Raw genomic sequence first — 17,471 nt, forward strand, 5'->3', positions numbered from 1 at the left:
ATCAAAATGGAAAACAATAAAATAGCTGTTGGTTTAGACATTGGTACAACCAAAATTGTTGCCATGATTGGTCGTAAAAACGAATACAACAAAATTGAAGTTGTTGGTATTGGTAAAGCGAAAAGTTTAGGTGTAAAACGCGGAGTTGTAAGTAATATTACGCAAACGATTCAATCGATTCAGCAAGCAGTAGACGAAGCAGAAAGTGTGTCTGGAGTTAAAATAGAAGATGTTGTGGTTGGTATTGCTGGGCAACATATTAGAAGTTTACATCATTCGGATTATATTACAAGAAACAATGCAGACGAGGTTATAGACGAGACAGATATCGAGAATTTGGTCAATCAGGTTCATAAATTAGTCATGTTGCCTGGAGAAGAAATTATTCATGTATTGCCACAAGAATTTAAGGTAGATTCTCAGGCAGATATTAAAGAACCAATAGGAATGTATGGAGGTCGTTTAGAAGCGAATTTCCATGTAGTTGTTGGTCAGGTTTCTTCCATTAGAAATATTGGACGCTGTGTAAAAAGCTCTGGTTTGGGTTTAAGTGATATTACTTTAGAACCTTTGGCTTCTGCAGATGCAGTTTTAAGTCAGGAAGAAAAAGAAGCAGGAGTTGCATTGATAGATATTGGAGGTGGAACCACAGATTTAGCGATTTTTAAAGACGGAATTATTCGTCATACAGCAGTAATTCCTTTTGGAGGAAATGTAATAACAGACGATATTAAAGAAGGTTGTTCAATAATCGAAAAACAAGCTGAATTATTGAAAATTAAGTTTGGTTCTGCTTGGCCAGGAGAAAATAAAGAAACGGAAATCGTTTCTATTCCAGGGTTAAGAGGAAGAGAACCAAAAGAAATTACATTAAAGAATTTATCAAAAATTATACACGCCAGAGTTCAAGAAATTATCGAACATGTGTATTTAGAAATAAAAAATTACGGACACGAAACCCAAAAAGGAAAATTAATTGCAGGAATTGTGTTAACAGGTGGAGGTTCTCAAGTAAAACACTTACGACAGTTAGTAGAATATATTACTGGAATGGATGCAAGAATTGGTTTTCCAAACGAGCATTTGGCAGGAGATTCAGACGATGTTTTATCAAGTCCAGCGTACGCAACAGCAGTTGGCTTATTAATGGAAGGACTAAATAGGCACACCAAAGAGGAAGACGAAGTAGAAGAAACCATTGAGCAAATTATGGAGGTTGAGAGTACAAAAGATTTAGAAGAAGAAACACCGCCAATTGTTGAAGAAGTACCAAAACCAAAAAAGAAAAAGAAAAAATCGTTTTTCGAAAAATTTACAGAAGGATTAAAAGATTTTTTGGATAACGCAGAGTAAGAAAAGTAGACAGTATTCAGTAGCAGTTTTCAGTTGGAAGTTTGAAATCTGAAACAAATTTTATAAGAAAAGAGTAAAAAGAAAAAATATAAAAAATACGTTATTATGAGCGCAGAATTCGATAACATTTCATTTGACATGCCTAAAACGCAATCGAACACCATTAAAGTAATTGGTGTTGGTGGTGGAGGAAGCAATGCAGTAAATCACATGTACACACAACAAATTAGAGGTGTAGACTTTGTAATTTGCAATACAGATGCACAGGCTTTGGAAAATAGTCCAGTTCCTAACAAAATTCAGTTAGGAGCCAACTTAACTTCTGGTTTAGGAGCAGGAGCAAATCCAGAAATTGGAGCACAAGCAGCCAAAGAAAGTTTACAAGAAATTCAGCAAATGTTAAATACCCAAACAAAAATGGTATTTATTACTGCAGGAATGGGTGGTGGAACAGGAACAGGAGCAGCTCCAATAATTGCAAAAATTGCAAAAGATATGGACATTCTTACGGTTGGTATCGTAACAATGCCATTTGCTTTCGAAGGTAGAAGACGTTTAAAACAAGCGCAATTAGGAATCGACCAACTGCGACAAAATGTAGATTCTTTAATTGTAATTAACAATAATAAATTACGTGAAGTTTACGGAAACCTTGGTTTTAAAGCTGGTTTCTCGAAAGCAGATGAGGTTTTATCGACAGCTTCTCGTGGAATTGCAGAAGTTATTACACATCATTACAAGCAAAATATCGACTTGCATGATGCAAAAACCGTTCTTTCTAACAGCGGAACTGCAATTATGGGTTCTGCAAAAGAAGAAGGGCAAGAAAGAGCAAAAACTGCAATTGTAAAAGCATTGGATTCTCCTTTATTAAATGACAATAAAATTACTGGCGCTAAAAACGTATTGCTATTAATTGTTTCTGGTTCTAATGAAGTTACTTTAGATGAAATAGGAGAAATAAATGACTTTATTCAAGACGAAGCCGGTTACGATGCCAACATTATTATGGGTATTGGAGAAGATGAAGAATTAGGAGATGCAATTTCTGTAACAATTGTTGCAACTGGTTTTGCAGCCGATCAACAAAGTACTATTACAAATACAGAAGTTAAGAAAATTGTACACACGCTAGAAGACGAGCAACGAGCAACGTACGATTTTGGTGAGAAAACAATCACAAAATCGCCAACATTAGACCAGCCGATTTCTAATACTTCAGAACAAAAAATTATACACACTTTAGAAGAGGATGTAGATACAGTTACAAAGCCAAATTCTCCAGAAATGGAATTAGTACCAACTTCAGAAATTATTGCAAATATGCCTGTTTCTTATGATGAAATTTCTTTAGAAAGCGTTTCTGATGACGATTTTATCATTACAGATGTTACTCCAGTAGTTGAAGAAGAAGTGGAGGAAGAGCCACAACAACTGCAAGCAGATTTATTATTCGATTTGCCTTTAAATTCTTATACTGAAGTAAAAGAAGACGACGAAATTAAGTTCGATTTAAATGAAGAAAAGGTGGTAAACGAAATTGAAGTTTCGCAACCAGAAGAAGTAAAAGTCGAAAAAAGATACGTTTTAGAAGATTTTGATGCAAAACCAACCATTGGAAAAAGCTCCCATATTATAGAGAAGAAGGCAGTTGCAGAAGAAGAGGAGATTCGTTTTGAATTAAAAACAGCAACTCCACAATCGGAAATAAACCAAATTGAAACGAAAAGTGAAGAAGTTTCTCCTTTAGATTTAACAATTTCGGAATTACAACAAAGAGCCGAGGAAAGGCGTAGAAAAATGAAAGGTTTCAACTATAAATTTAACGATCAGTTAAATAAGAATATAGACGAAATTGAGCGTCAGCCAGCCTATAAAAGACAAGGTGTAGATTTAAATGTAGATGCTCCAATTAGTCAATCTAAAACAGCAATTAAAAAAGAAGAAGACCAAATAGATTTTAAATCTAACAATTCTTTTTTACATGATAATGTAGATTAGATTCTTTATAAAATCTTTCAAAAAGCAAAACCACATCTTTAAAACGATGTGGTTTTGTTGTTTTTATAAAATTATTTTCACTATTTTTTCCGATTGTCGTAAACCATGAATGCTACAAAAATTAAATTTTGGCATTTTATTAAGAAATTAAAAGTGTAACGTTTTGTTTTTTCTGTCGTCTTCTAAGTGTAATTAACAAAACAAAAATATTTTAATATATACTATTATGAAAGCATCAACTACACCAGCACAATTAGAAAGAGGAATTTTAACATCCGTTTATAAACAAGATATTAAGAGCGGATTTGCAACAGCAAAAACAGAATCTTTATCGAATGTAAAATATGCTATTTTCAACCAAGAATGTATTGAAAGTCAAATAGGTGTTGTTTTAAGAGTTTCTCTTTTTACAATTGCTATTATTATGATTTTTTTCTAAGTAGTATGTAATCAACTTAAAAAAAACATTTCATAAGTCAGTTTGAGTTTGTTCTCTTTCTGGACTAAATAAATTGTAATTTAAACCTCACAGTTTTTAAAACCTGTGAGGGTTTTTATTTTAGAATTATTAAATAGGTACTGTTTTTTAAAAATTTACAACTACAACCTCTAAAGGGTTTCAAACCCTTTAGGGGTTAAAAAATAAATAGAATGTTAGACCTGACAGGTTTTTAAAACCTGTCAGGTCTTTTTCCTATGATGGCTTTTCAATAAGAAATAAAATATCTCGATTAAATAATTCGTTAGCAAACAAGCTTGCGTGAAGGATTGTAGCAATTGTTTGAGCTCTTTTTTCTTTTTCAGAAAAAAAGCGAGTGCGAAAAGCCTGACCTGAAAGGACACGCCCAAAACAAAAAAAATCCACCTTTAAAAAGATGGATTTTTATATAATAAAGTTTGAGATTTTAACTCAACGCTTTTTTAATTCTTTTAATGGCTTCACGAATTTGTAATTCGGATGCTGCATAAGAAATTCTGATACAGTTTGGTGTACCAAAAGCATCTCCTGTTACTGTGGCAACATTGGCATTTTCTAAGATAAACAAAGAAAAATCGCTTGCGTTATTAATTTTTGTTCCATTGATGGTTTTACCAAAGAAAGCAGAAATGTCTGGGAAAACGTAAAAAGCTCCTTCAGGAACATTTACTTTAAAACCCTCGATTTCTCTAAGCAAACCAATTACAATATCTCTACGAGTTTTAAACTCGTCTACCATATATTGAATTTTTTCAACCGGTGCTAAAACAGCAGTAATTGCAGCTCTTTGAGCGATACAGTTTGTACCAGATGTAATTTGCCCTTGCATTTTTGTACATGCTTTTGCAATCCATTCTGGTGCTCCAATAAAACCAATTCTCCAACCAGTCATCGCAAAACCTTTTGCCAAACCATTTACAGTAATTGTTCTGTTATACATACTTTCGATTGCAGCAAAACTAAATGGTTTTGAATCGTAATTTACGTGCTCGTAAATCTCGTCCGACAAAACATATATCTGTGGATGCTTTTCTAAAACAGCTGCTAAAGCTCTATATTCTGCTTCAGAATAAATAGTTCCACTTGGGTTATTTGGCGAATTGAAAAACACCATTTTTGTTTTTGGTGTAATTGCAGCTTCTAATTGTGCTGGTGTAATTTTAAAATCGTTCTCGATGGAAGAAGGAATTTCTACATATTTTGCTTCACATAAAATTGCAATCGCAGAATAACTTACCCAATAAGGAGCAGGCAATAAAACTTCGTCTCCTGGGTTTAATAAAACCTGTGCTACGTTTGCAATAGATTGTTTTGCACCTGTAGAAACCACAACCTGATTTGGTTTATAGTCTAAATTATTATCGCGTTTAAACTTTACGCAAATCGCTTCTTTCAACTCTACATATCCATCTACTGGAGAGTACGAATTGTAATTTTGATTGATGGCTTCAATAGCAGCGTCTTTAATAAAATCTGGCGTATTAAAATCGGGTTCTCCCAAACTTAAGCCAATAATATCTTTTCCTTCTGCTCTTAATTCTCTTGCTTTTGCAGCCATTGCTAAAGTTTGAGAAACTGGTAAACTGTTAATTCTGTCCGATAATGGATGTTTCATTGTGTAATCGTGTAATTGTTTAACTATATAGTTGTAAAAGTTATGCCAATTCTGGCTTTTTACCTAAAACGCCCAAGTGCCTAAAGTGCTCTATAATTGCTTTACGCATTGTTTTGTATTCGTTGTAAGGCAAATTAAATTCTTGCGCTGTTTCTTTTACAATTTTAGCCAATTTATTGTAATGTACATGAGAAATATGTGGAAAAATATGATGTTCAACTTGATGATTTAAACCTCCTGTATAGAAGTTTACCAACCAATTCGTAGGTGCAAAGTTAGATGTTGTATATAATTGGTGGACTGCCCAAGTGTGTTCTAAATTGCCATCTTTGTCTGGAAGTGGCATTTCTGTATTGGGTACAATGTGTGCCAATTGAAAAACTAAACTTAAAATCATACCAGCTGTGTAATGCATTACAAAGAAACCTAATAAAACTTTCCACCAAGCAATGTCTAAAACCAATAAAGGTAACACAATCCAAAGTGCATAATACACCACTTTAGAAATGACCAATTTTGTCCATTCTACTTTTGGGTTTGGAAATTTACCATAAGATAATTTACGTTTTAAATATCTGTGCATTTGCTTGATATCTGTAGTAATTGCCCAGTTTATAGTTAACAATCCATATAAAAATATCGAATAATATTTTTGAATTTTATGAATAGGGAACCATTTAGAGTGTTCAGAAAAACGAATAACTCTTCCTGCATCTATATCTTCATCATGGCCTTCTACATTGGTAAATGTGTGGTGTAAAACATTGTGTTGTACTTTCCAATTATACACGTTTCCTGCAAGGATGTAAATACTACTTCCCATTAATTTATTTACCCATTTTCTTTTAGAAAAAGATTCGTGGTTTGCATCGTGCATTACATTCATACCAACACCAGCCATACCAATTCCTGTAACAACCATTAACAAAATCATAACCCATTGAGGCATTGAAACTGTTAAGATTAGGATAAATGGAATTAAGAAAAGTGAAAACATAATAATTGCTTTACTGTACAATTTCCAGTTTCCTGTTCTCTTTAGATTGTTGTCTTTAAAATAAGTGTTTACTCTTTTATTTAGAGTTCTAAAGAATTTTGCTTTATCTACTCTGGAAAAATTTATTGTTTTCATTAATTGTTTTAATAAATAAGTTACAAAAATAATCTTTTTGAATTTGCTTTATATGATAAACGTCAGCTTTTGTTGCTAATTGTTTGTTAAGTATAACTATTTTTGCACTTCAAACCTTATATAGATGGATATTATTCACAAATATTTTAAAAATTTATCAGAAACGCAAATTCAACAATTTAGCAAGTTACAAGAGTTGTACCAAGATTGGAATTTGAAAATAAATGTGGTTTCGAGAAAAGATATCGACGAATTATACCTACGTCATGTTTTACATTCTTTAGGAATCGCTAAAATTGTAAGTTTTAAAGCGGGTTCTAAAGTAATGGATGTTGGTACAGGAGGAGGTTTTCCTGGAATTCCTTTGGCAATTTTATTTCCAGAAACGCAATTTCATTTGGTAGATTCTATCGGAAAAAAAATTAAAGTTGTTGATGAAGTTGTAGCTGGCTTGGGTTTAGAAAACGTAAAAACCACCAATGGAAGAGTAGAGCAAGTAAAAGATACTTACGATTTTATTGTAAGTAGAGCAGTAGCACAAATGGAAACTTTTGTGGGGTGGACAAGAGGAAAAATAAACAAGAAACAAAACCACGATTTAAAAAACGGAATTTTGTATTTAAAAGGTGGCGATTTAACTGAAGAATTAAAACTATATACTTCTGCCACAATTTACGATTTACCCAATTATTTTGATGAATCGTTTTTTGAAACTAAAAAAGTGGTGCATTTAGGGATGAAGTTTAAGGGCTGATTTTGCAGGGAACGTTAAATAAATAAGCCATTTTTTTCTTCATATAATTAGAAAAATAAAGACATTTTTCTACAAAGTATGTAAGTTAAAAATTACAGGATTAAATTTTTTATAGTTTAATCCTGTCTTCAAATATAGTAGAAAACTGGTTAAGAATAATTCTCGTCCCGAATTTTTGGGACTAATTGTTCATCTTTATGTAACTTTAAATAGCAATAAGTACTTCTTTTTTTAGATTTGGCATATAACAATTATATTATATGCCCATAATTTTGTGATATTCCTCCATGCTTACTTCTTTGTAAAAATCGTTCGGAATATCAAATAAATTTTTTTCTAACTTTTTAAATTTAATACTATCAGCATTAATTATTAAAGATTTATCTTTAGATATGGCTTTAAGAACAAAGAGATCTTTAATAAAAAGTTCTTGAGGTCCAACAGATAATTTTTGCCCTTCAGCAAACCAAACATCAAACTCTCCAGAAGTTTGTTGTGGATAGTTTCCAGCAAAGGTTATTTTGCCATTTTGAGTTGAAATTTTATGAATGGGATTCGATTCTTTTAAATTTTTAGGTAAACCATCGTAATATGGAATCATATGGTTTTTTGGGTCTAAAGTTTCTTTTATCTTATACCTGTGCCCGTTAAAAGTCTCCATCCATATTAAACTGGTGTTATTTTTTCGGTATTTTACTACTTTAGCTTTCTCATAATAATCAGACATTTTTTTACTTGTTGATGAGAGTATTATTTCTTTTGTTATTCTTTTTTTAATATCGAAAAAAACTTTTACTTTAAGAGTGTCATATTTTGGAAATAACGATGTATAATGAGAGTAAAGTGAATCTTTTTTGTTTTCAGGTACGCCTTGTAACTGATTTTTTATTAATGTATGATTATCATTAATTAAAGAATATACTATTTCGCCACTATTTTTTTGTGTTTCACAAGAGCAAAAGACTATTAAGAAAATAGCCATAAAAGATATTGTTTTCATTATTAAAAGTTTTTTTACAAAGAAAAATATTTTCTTGAAGAACGATGGTTAATAAGTGTTAATGAATGTTAATTTTTTACGCTAAATATTTTCTTCCAAATTAACACTATATATCACTAATTGGATTTGATAAAGCAACAGTATTTAACTACATATTACCTGTAATTATGTTTTGTTTTTATAATGCAATGTAGAAAGTTCTTCAATTTTATTGAAAGTGGTAAAAGAAATACAAATTACTTTAATTATTTACTATTTAAAGATTAAAAAAGCCAAGTTTGCCTAATACATAGCCAATTAAACCAGCTAAAATAAGTGAGATAACAAACAATAAAATTAATCCAATTAGAAAGCGAAGTAATTTTAGAATATTTTTACCAAAAGAAAGCTTATATAATTTACCAAATGCATATAAATAGTATAAGATATATGTAAGCGTGCTATAAAGGTATATAGATGGATGAATTACGATTGCTGCCAAGAAAGCAATTAGAGTAAAATAGGTAGCAAAACCATAGATGTATGCGTTTATAACGATGTGTTCACCAAAATTGTGAGGTTTTCGATACGTCCATTTGCTTAAAACAGCATAAATTACTAAAAAAAGAAAAGCTAGTAAGTTAAAATAACGAAGCATAAAGTACCAAATTTTATCCATGGTACTTAATTGAAATTCAGCTACTTTCTTTTCAATTTTTAATTTCTCAAGTTCTTTTTCATTAAGGTTAGGAAAAGCAGAAATATCTACAGTTGCTTTTTCTCTAATTTCTGTAAGATTTTCTGAATTCATAGCATTTTGAATATTTATAAAATCATCAGAAAAATAGTTAAAAATAATAACAGATAAAGCTGCACCAACTGCTAAAAACGCAAAAGGATTTACATACTTTTTACGAACACCAGAAAGATATTCTCCAATAACCTCTTCAGGATTAGTAACCATTTTCCTTAAGGTTAAGAAAAACTTACTATCAATGCCAAAAACATCTATAGCTAATTCTGTAACTAGATGTTTAAAGGTAATTCTACTAGTAACTACTTTTGCGCCACAATTGTCGCAAAATAGAGCATTTTCCTCTAATGGATCTTGGCAGTTTTTACAATTCATAAATCAAATATAACTAAAAAAAGGAACTACATTTCTGTAATTCCTTTTTGATATCGTTCTTAATAAAACAGGAATTTATATATTATTTGGTCAATTCCTAATTGGTTAAGAATGTTATTTTTAATTCTACAAAGCTTCCACAAACAAACCTTCGTCTGTTTTAGAAACTTTGGCAACTTCTTTTTTAGTTAAACCTTTTATGGTTTTGTCCCATTTTTTGTTCGACAAACCAGATTGTGTTTTTAAATCGACTAATTCTATTTTTTCTGATTTTGTAATAATAGCAAGTAAATCTTTCTCCTCAACAGTGAGTTCTACATCTGCAGCGATTCGCTGCTCTGGTCGCATTTGAGGGAAAAATAGCACTTCTTGAATTGATTGATTATTGGTTAAAAACATAATTAATCTGTCCATTCCAATTCCCATTCCAGATGTTGGAGGCATTCCATACTCTAAGGCACGTAAAAAATCGTGGTCTATAAATTCTGTTGCTTCATCATCTCCTTTAGCCGCTAATTTAAGTTGATGTTCAAAGCGTTCACGTTGGTCAATTGGGTCGTTTAATTCGGAATATGCATTGGCAATTTCTTTACCACAAACCATTAATTCGAAACGTTCTGTTAGCTCTGGATTGTCTCTGTGTTCTTTACAAAGTGGCGACATTTCTTTTGGGTAATCTGTAATAAAAGTAGGCTGAATGTAGTTTCCTTCACATTTCTCACCAAAAATCTCATCAATTAATTTTCCTTTTCCCATGGTTTCATCCACATCAATCCCTAAAGATTTTGCGGCAGTTCTAATTTCGTCTTCTGTTTTTCCATTGATGTCGAAACCCGTAAAATGCTTTATAGAATCTGCCATTGTTACTCTGGCATAAGGTGCTTTAAAATCAATTTTGTGTTCTCCAAAAGTGGCTTTCGAAGTTCCATTTACTGCAATTGCACAATGTTCTAATAATTGCTCACAAAAATCCATCATCCAATTGTAATCTTTGTACGAAACGTAAATTTCCATGGCAGTAAATTCAGGATTGTGCGTTCTGTCCATTCCTTCATTTCTAAAGTTTTTCGAGAATTCATATACACCATCAAAACCACCAACAATTAAACGTTTTAAATACAATTCGTTGGCAATTCTCATATATAATGGAATGTCTAACGAGTTATGATGTGTTATAAAAGGCCTTGCAGCTGCACCACCAGGAATTGGTTGTAAAACTGGAGTTTCTACTTCAAAATAACCAGCGTCGTTAAAGAAAGAACGCATGGCATTAAACAATTTTGTACGTTTTATAAAAACCTCTTTTACATTTGGGTTTACCACCAAATCTGCATAACGCTGTCTGTAACGCATTTCTGGATCCGTAAAAGCATCGTAAGTTACGCCATCTTTTACTTTAGGAATTGGTAAAGGTTTTAAGGCTTTAGAAAGTATTTTAAAATTCTTAACCATTACTGTTTTTTCACCTACTTTTGTGGTAAATAACGTTCCTTCAATACCCACAAAATCTCCTAAATCTAATAATTTTTTAAAGATATTGTTGTATAAAGATTTATCTTCTCCAGTACAAATTTCATCACGATTAAAATACAATTGTATTCTACCTTCACCATCTTGTAATTGCCCAAAAGAAGCTTTTCCTTGAATGTTAATTACCATTAAACGTCCAGCAATAATTACCTCTTTACCTTCCTCGTAATTCTGTTTAATTTCTTTTGAGTTAGAATTTACTGGAAACAAATCTGCAGGATATGGGTTTATGCCCAAATCTCTTAATTTTGCAAGTTTTTCTCTACGTACAACTTCTTGTTCTGATAATTGCATTCTGTATTGTGTTAGGTTCTATTTTTATAAAGACAGCAAAGATACAATCTATAAAAGAATTAGACAATTAGCAGAATTAATAAAATGTGGTTTATTATTTGCGGAAATACGAAATCGTTGTATATTTGCACGCTACTTTTTGTTGAAGTAGTATTTAGTTGTGTTGTTTGGCACTTTCGAAAAAGTGTCTTGGTTTTGTTAACCAATGGAAAGCTTCCCTTAAATGGGACGCTTTTTTTGTTTATAAGCGTTTTTATTTCTTTTTTTTTTGGAGCTATTTCTAGCTTTTACTACTCGCTTTTTTTATGCTGAATTTATTTCAACATCTTTCATTTTTAAAAAGTAAGTGAATTAAAGTAACAGATATTGAATCGAGTTCAGCATAAAAAAAGCTCAAACAATTAGCCTGTCTTGAGCTCGGTTGAGAGATTTAACCTAGGCTAGATTTGTTTGCTAACTTTTTTTTCAGTCTTCATTCTTCAGTTTTTAGATAACAGCAAGTCTATGTTTTGTATATTTCTTTGAAATTAAAAGACAATCTCAGTTAAAAGAACTCTCCTTTATACTCCCAAAATTTTATTAAAAATAAAACGACAAAAACTACAGCAACAGAAAATTTAATCGTTGCAGATGCTAACAAACCTATAAAAGAACCAAAAGAAGCTTTTATGGCTCTGTTGGTGTCTTTACTGTTATAAAAAAGTTCGCCAATTAAAGCTCCGAAAAAAGCACCAATTAAAATTCCAAAAGGAATAGGAGTAAACAAGCCAACAATTAAACCAATTGTAGTTCCATAAACCCCATATTTACTACCGCCAAAACGTTTGGTTCCAATTGCAGGAATTATATAATCGAGCACCCAAATAAGAACTGCAATACCTAAAGTAATTCCCAAAAAGTTACAATTCATTGGAATTACAGAGGTAAGATGCAAAACTAATAAGCCAATCCAACCTGTTAAAGGTCCAGGTAAAATAGGTAGAAAAGAACCAATAATTCCTAATAAGACCAATAGAAATCCAATAAAAAGAAGAAGTATATCCATAATAATTAGGTTTCGACTGCGCTCAACCAAGAAGGTTATTTTAATAATAAGACGAAAATACAAAACCTTTGTTACAATATTTTATAACTAAAAAATTAGTTTAAACTAATTTTTTAGTTATATTTGTCGTGTTGAACTAAAAGTTTAGTTAAAATTATGAACAAACAATTAACAAAAGCAGAGGAGCAGATAATGCACGTTTTATGGGATTTAGAAGAAGCTTCTGTAAAAGAAGTAATTGATAAATTACCCAAACCAAAACCTGCATACAATACTGTTTCTACAATTATTAGAATTTTAGAAAATAAAGAATTTGTGGCTCATAAAGCAGTGGGTAGAGGTTTTATCTATTATCCAATAATCGATAAAGAAACCTACAGCAACCAAAGTTTACACAAATTAATGAACGGTTATTTTAATGGATCGTTTAAAAGTATGGTATCCTTTTTTGTAAAAGAAAACAAAATGGATGTTACAGAACTAGAATCTATCTTAAAAGAAGTGAATAAAGGGAAGTAGTGTTCAGTTGGCAGTGTTTAGTTGGCAGTCGCAGATTTCAGTCTTAGTCCACACATTTCTATGTTTTCTATGTTTCTATTTGGTAATTATAAAAATTTTCAGTCTCAGTATTCAGTGGCAGAAACAGTAATAGAAGTAAAAAAAAATAAAAGCTTTACGAGAAAAATTTAAAAACAAAAACAATGATAAATTATATAATTCAAGTTATTTTATTCCAAGTACTATTCTTGGCTTTGTATGATTTTATTTTAAGTAAAGAAACCTTCTTTACCAAAAATAGGTGGTATTTGTTAAGCACACCTATTTTATCATTTTTATTACCCTTTATAAAAATACCCACGTTTCAAAAAGCGGTTCCACAAGAATATATTATCTATTTGCCAGAAATTGTTTTATCTCCACAGAAAGTAATTCAGGAAACTTCTTGGTACCAAAACATTAATTATATCGATGTTTTGTTTGGTATTGGAGTTCTTATTTTTAGCATTCTTTTTGTCGCTAAATTACTACAGATTATCAATTTAATAAGGTCGCATAAACTCATTAAAAAAGACGGTTTTACCTTGGTTTTAATACCGAACCAAACCAAAGCATTTTCGTTTTTTAACTATATATTTTTAGGAAAAGAAATTTCAGGTACACAGAGAGCACAAATTATAGAGCACGAATTGGTACACAGTAAACAAAAACACTCTTTAGATTTATTGTTTTTCGAATTTTTAAAAATTGTAATGTGGTTCAACCCAATTATTTTTTTATATCAAAAAAGAATAACGCTATTACATGAATATATTTCAGATCAAGTTGCCACAAAAAAGAATCCAAAAGAAAATTATATCAACCATTTATTATCAAATTTTTTTCAAGTTGAAAACATTGCATTTATCAACCAATTTTACAAACAAACATTCATTAAAAAAAGAATTATTATGATGACCAAAAAACAATCCAAAAAAATGAATCAACTTAAATATTTATTATTGATTCCTGCATTAGTGAGCATGCTGTTTTATATTTCGTGTTCGGAGAATGAAGCGAATAATATAAAAGTTTCTAAAAAAGAAATTGAGAAAAGGTATAGAAATAAGCAGGGAGTTCTTACGAGCGAAGAAGGTAAAAATAAAACCTATTTAGATTCTTATATTGGTATAGAAAATCCAATAAATAAGGAAGAAATATCTTATGCAGATTTATCTGATGAAGAAAGAGCAGAATTTGATGTAATTAAGAGAAAATTTAACGAAAGAGCTTTAAAGAGGCCAGAAAGGGCTAAATATATTAATCTTAAATTGTTTAAAGGTGAAAAAGATAGAAATATGACTGCATTGATTTTTGACCTTTCACAGATGAAAAATTTAGTAAAAGAACGTTTCGAAGAAAAAGTTGAAACAGAAGAAGTTTCTTTTATGACAATAGAGAAAACGCCTACTTTTCCTGGATGCGATTCTGGAGATAAAGATTGTTTTTCTAAAATGGTGCAAAAACACTTTTTGAAGAATTTCGATTCAAAATTGCTTAGTAAACTAAATTTAAGCTCAGGAAGAAAAAGAATTTCTATTATGTTTAAAATAGATAAAAAGGGTAATGTAGTAGATGTTAAGGCAAGAGCACCACACCCAAAAATTAAAGAAGAAGTACTAAGAGTTATGGAGTCTTTACCACAAATGGTTCCAGGAGCGCAAGATGGAAAGCCAGTGGCTGTTAAATATTCGATACCTTTTGCCATAGAAGTAGAATAAACAATTAAAAATTAAATGAACAAGAAAGTTATACTAGTATTATTGTTTTTTACCATTTTAAAAGTTGAAGCTCAGTCTTCAACTTTTTCTGTGGTAGATAGTTTGTTCGAGAAAGGAAGATATCAATTGGCTTTAAAAGAATTAACAAAAATAGATGCCTCATTTACATCTAATTATAAAAGGGCAATAATTTACAAATCGATAGATAATTACAAGAAAACTGCCGAATTTTTAGAAAAAGCCTTGGAGTTTCAAGACGATAAGCGAGCCAAATTAAAATTGGCTAAAGCATATCAAAGACTTAATAAGCCTAGTAAATCTATTAAAATTTACGAAAAAATTACGATAAAAGATTCGTTAAACTTGGTATTAAAATACCAATTAGGAAAATTGTATTTAATTACAAACAATGCCACAAAAGCGGTTTCATTATTTAAAAACTTAATAAAAAAAGATCCTTCAAATGCACATTATTCTTATCAGTTAGCTTTAGCGTATGCAAAAAGAAACGATAGAGATCGAATGATAAATAGTTTTATAGATACTTTCGAAAAAGACACAACTCATTTAAAAGCAATTGCTCATTTAGCATCGAGTTTTCAAAAATTGAAAGATTTAGATTCTACAAAGTTATTTGTCGAAAAAGGATTAGAATTGGATAAGAATCACATCAATTTAAATAAATTGAAAATAAACCAATTATATCGAGAAGAGAAATACAAAGAAAGCATTCCACTGCTTTTAAATTTAGATACAATCGATAAAAAAGATACGTACAGTATTTCTATGTTAGGTAGAACTTATTATAATTTAGATAGTTTAGAAAAAGCTAAAAAATATTTTAAAAAATTATCTATTTTAGATCGCAAAAACTATAAAGCTTACACTTATTTAGGTCATATTGCTATGAAAGAGAAAAAATATACAGGCGCTCAATTTTATTATAGAGTTGCAACTACTAGAGGAAAAGAAAAAAGAGACGAAGAATATTTTGGGTTGGCAACCATGTATTATGAAACTAAAAAGCCAAAAGAAGCACTTGTAAATTTCGAAAAAGCTTACAAAGAGAATGCAAGAAATTACAGAGCATTATTCCAATTAGCAAAAATTTCAGACGATTATTATAAGGATAAGAAAATAGCTTATAGGCATTATATAAAATATATGAATAATTTCGAAGGTAGAGATGCAGATATGACAAATTATATAAAAAGAAGAATTACAGAAATTAAAAAAGAGTATTTTATAAGAGGCAAAAAGTTAGATAGATAATATCATTAAAATTTAGTAATTTCACATAATATATAGAATGATGTTTTTACGTAATTTTTCTTTTTTAATTTTAATTCTCTTTTGCATTTCTTGCGACAAGCTTTCATTTAAAAAAAAGGCGAATAAACAGGTTTTAGATACCGTTGTCAATTTTTCTTCTGTAGATACGTATCCGTCTTTTAAAGTTTGTGATTCACTAATTGAAAAAGCTCAACAGGAAGATTGTTTTAGAAACACCATCCACAAAAAAATAGGAGAGGAGTTACAAAAGTACGAATTCGCAATAAAGGATTCCATTTTCGAAGTTGTAATTGTAAATTTACTGATAAATTCCAATGGAAATATAGAACTGGAAACGATTGAATCTTCAGAAATTATAAAACAAGAATTACCAAAATTGGATAGTATTCTAAAAATAAGTATCCAACAAATTCCAACAATTTACCCAGCAATTAAAAGAGGAATTCCTGTAACTACTAAATACAGATTGCCAATACAAATTCAATTAAAAGAATAATTCCAATACTTTTCTAAATTTACTTTAGAAAAGTATTGGAATTACAAAGTTGTAAAATGTAAATATTCTATGAGTTTAACATTTTCCAGAGTTTATCTTTTAATTCTTGTAAGCCAATTTCTGCAACCGAAGAAATAAAGATGGTTTCTATACCTTTTGGCAAATCTTGTTTTATTTCGGTAATCAATTCATCATCTAACATATCTGTTTTAGAAATCGCTAACAGCTTGTCTTTGTCTAATAATTCTGGATTGTGCTGTTTAAGCTCATTTAAAAGAATATCGTATTCTTTATTAATATCGTCACTATCTGCAGGAATTAAAAATAACAAAGCAGAATTACGCTCTATATGACGTAAAAAACGGTGTCCTAATCCTTTTCCTTCTGCAGCACCTTCAATAATTCCAGGAATATCTGCAATTACAAATGTTTGATGATCTCTATGTTCTACAATTCCTAAATTGGGTTTCAGAGTTGTAAAAGCATAATCTGCAATTTTAGGTTTTGCGGAAGTTAAAACAGATAATAATGTCGATTTTCCAGCATTTGGAAAACCAACCAAACCAACATCTGCTAATAATTTTAATTCTATTCTAAACCAACCATCTTGTCCGTCAATTCCAGGTTGTGCATATCTTGGTGTTTGGTTTGTAGAAGATTTAAAATGCCAGTTTCCAAGTCCGCCTTTTCCACCTGGTAATAAAATTACTTCTTTTTCGTGATCGGTAATTTCGTGTAAAATTTCGTCTGTATCTGCATCTCTAACAATGGTACCTAAAGGAACATCTATATAAATATCTTTGGCATCGTGCCCTGTACTTCTACTTGCACTTCCAGCACCACCACCTTCGGCTCTAAAATGGCGTTTAAATTTTAGGTGAAATAACGTCCACATATTTTTATCTCCACGTAAAATAATGTGTCCTCCACGTCCTCCATCTCCACCATCAGGACCACCTTTGGTAATGTACTTTTCTCTATGTAAATGCACAGAACCTTGCCCTCCTTTTCCAGAAGATGCATATATTTTTATGTAGTCAACAAAATTTCCCTCAGTCATAGTTTTTGTGTAATTGTGTAATTGTTAAAACGTGTAATCGTACTCGTTGCTTAA

Annotated in this window: 15 protein-coding genes; 8 read left to right on the forward strand and 7 right to left on the reverse strand. The window is 30.7% G+C overall.

The window, feature by feature from the left end; all coding sequences use genetic code 11:
* Window positions 1–6 precede the first annotated feature (6 nt).
* From ftsA to J3359_RS15250, 3 genes are all read left to right on the forward strand, one after another.
* Window positions 7–1,353, forward strand: coding sequence for a cell division protein FtsA (ftsA, locus tag J3359_RS15240; protein ID WP_208077831.1), 1,347 nt, complete (start codon window positions 7–9; stop codon window positions 1,351–1,353).
* A 105-nt stretch (window positions 1,354–1,458) separates the two neighbouring features.
* Window positions 1,459–3,354: a cell division protein FtsZ gene (gene ftsZ, locus J3359_RS15245; RefSeq protein WP_208077832.1), complete on the forward strand. Its 1,896-nt coding sequence runs from the start codon at window positions 1,459–1,461 to the stop codon at window positions 3,352–3,354.
* 226 nt (window positions 3,355–3,580) lie between these two features.
* On the forward strand, window positions 3,581–3,793 hold the full coding sequence (locus J3359_RS15250; protein WP_208077833.1) for a hypothetical protein: 213 nt from the start codon (window positions 3,581–3,583) through the stop codon (window positions 3,791–3,793).
* 466 nt (window positions 3,794–4,259) lie between these two features.
* Here J3359_RS15250 and J3359_RS15255 read toward each other — a convergent pair whose 3' ends face one another.
* Both J3359_RS15255 and J3359_RS15260 read right to left on the reverse strand, forming a co-directional pair.
* Window positions 4,260–5,447 carry a pyridoxal phosphate-dependent aminotransferase gene (locus J3359_RS15255; RefSeq protein ID WP_208077834.1) on the reverse strand — a complete coding sequence of 396 codons (1,188 nt, stop codon included), beginning with the start codon at window positions 5,445–5,447 and terminating at the stop codon, window positions 4,260–4,262.
* Between the two features lie 40 nt (window positions 5,448–5,487).
* On the reverse strand, window positions 5,488–6,579 hold the full coding sequence (locus J3359_RS15260; protein WP_208077836.1) for a fatty acid desaturase family protein: 1,092 nt from the start codon (window positions 6,577–6,579) through the stop codon (window positions 5,488–5,490).
* A 124-nt stretch (window positions 6,580–6,703) separates the two neighbouring features.
* Here J3359_RS15260 and rsmG point away from each other — a divergent pair, with 124 nt between their 5' ends.
* A complete protein-coding gene (gene rsmG, locus J3359_RS15265) occupies window positions 6,704–7,333 on the forward strand; it encodes a 16S rRNA (guanine(527)-N(7))-methyltransferase RsmG (protein ID WP_208077837.1) in 630 nt (209 codons plus the stop codon).
* A 256-nt stretch (window positions 7,334–7,589) separates the two neighbouring features.
* Here rsmG and J3359_RS15270 read toward each other — a convergent pair whose 3' ends face one another.
* The 4 genes from J3359_RS15270 to J3359_RS15285 all read right to left on the reverse strand — a co-directional run bounded on the left by J3359_RS15270 (window position 7,590) and on the right by J3359_RS15285 (window position 12,310).
* The gene (locus J3359_RS15270) at window positions 7,590–8,333 is read right to left on the reverse strand and encodes a hypothetical protein (protein WP_208077838.1); all 744 of its coding nucleotides are present in this window, start codon (window positions 8,331–8,333) and stop codon (window positions 7,590–7,592) included.
* A gap of 256 nt (window positions 8,334–8,589) precedes the next feature.
* Window positions 8,590–9,441 carry a DUF3667 domain-containing protein gene (locus tag J3359_RS15275; RefSeq protein WP_208077839.1) on the reverse strand — a complete coding sequence of 284 codons (852 nt, stop codon included), beginning with the start codon at window positions 9,439–9,441 and terminating at the stop codon, window positions 8,590–8,592.
* 126 nt (window positions 9,442–9,567) lie between these two features.
* Complete coding sequence (gene lysS / locus J3359_RS15280; RefSeq protein WP_208077840.1) at window positions 9,568–11,265, reverse strand: lysine--tRNA ligase; 1,698 nt, start codon at window positions 11,263–11,265, stop codon at window positions 9,568–9,570.
* A 544-nt stretch (window positions 11,266–11,809) separates the two neighbouring features.
* Window positions 11,810–12,310 (reverse strand): DUF456 domain-containing protein, encoded by a 501-nt coding sequence (locus tag J3359_RS15285; RefSeq protein WP_208077841.1) that lies wholly within the window; start codon window positions 12,308–12,310, stop codon window positions 11,810–11,812.
* 156 nt (window positions 12,311–12,466) lie between these two features.
* Between J3359_RS15285 and J3359_RS15290 the strand changes: the two genes are divergently transcribed.
* From J3359_RS15290 to J3359_RS15305, 4 genes are all read left to right on the forward strand, one after another.
* Window positions 12,467–12,829, forward strand: coding sequence for a BlaI/MecI/CopY family transcriptional regulator (locus J3359_RS15290; RefSeq protein ID WP_208077842.1), 363 nt, complete (start codon window positions 12,467–12,469; stop codon window positions 12,827–12,829).
* Window positions 12,830–13,011: 182 nt separating this feature from the next.
* The gene (locus J3359_RS15295) at window positions 13,012–14,568 is read left to right on the forward strand and encodes a M56 family metallopeptidase (RefSeq protein WP_208077843.1); all 1,557 of its coding nucleotides are present in this window, start codon (window positions 13,012–13,014) and stop codon (window positions 14,566–14,568) included.
* 15 nt (window positions 14,569–14,583) lie between these two features.
* Window positions 14,584–15,840, forward strand: a complete 1,257-nt coding sequence (locus tag J3359_RS15300) for a tetratricopeptide repeat protein (protein WP_208077844.1) — start codon at window positions 14,584–14,586, stop codon at window positions 15,838–15,840.
* 37 nt (window positions 15,841–15,877) lie between these two features.
* A complete protein-coding gene (locus tag J3359_RS15305; RefSeq protein ID WP_243765937.1) occupies window positions 15,878–16,357 on the forward strand; it encodes an energy transducer TonB in 480 nt (159 codons plus the stop codon).
* A 67-nt stretch (window positions 16,358–16,424) separates the two neighbouring features.
* Here the strand turns inward: J3359_RS15305 and obgE are convergent, their stop codons facing one another.
* Window positions 16,425–17,417 (reverse strand): GTPase ObgE, encoded by a 993-nt coding sequence (obgE, locus tag J3359_RS15310; protein WP_208077845.1) that lies wholly within the window; start codon window positions 17,415–17,417, stop codon window positions 16,425–16,427.
* Window positions 17,418–17,471 lie beyond the last annotated feature (54 nt).

The sequence above is a fragment of the Polaribacter cellanae genome (genome assembly GCF_017569185.1).
In the GTDB taxonomy this organism is placed as follows: domain Bacteria; phylum Bacteroidota; class Bacteroidia; order Flavobacteriales; family Flavobacteriaceae; genus Polaribacter; species Polaribacter cellanae.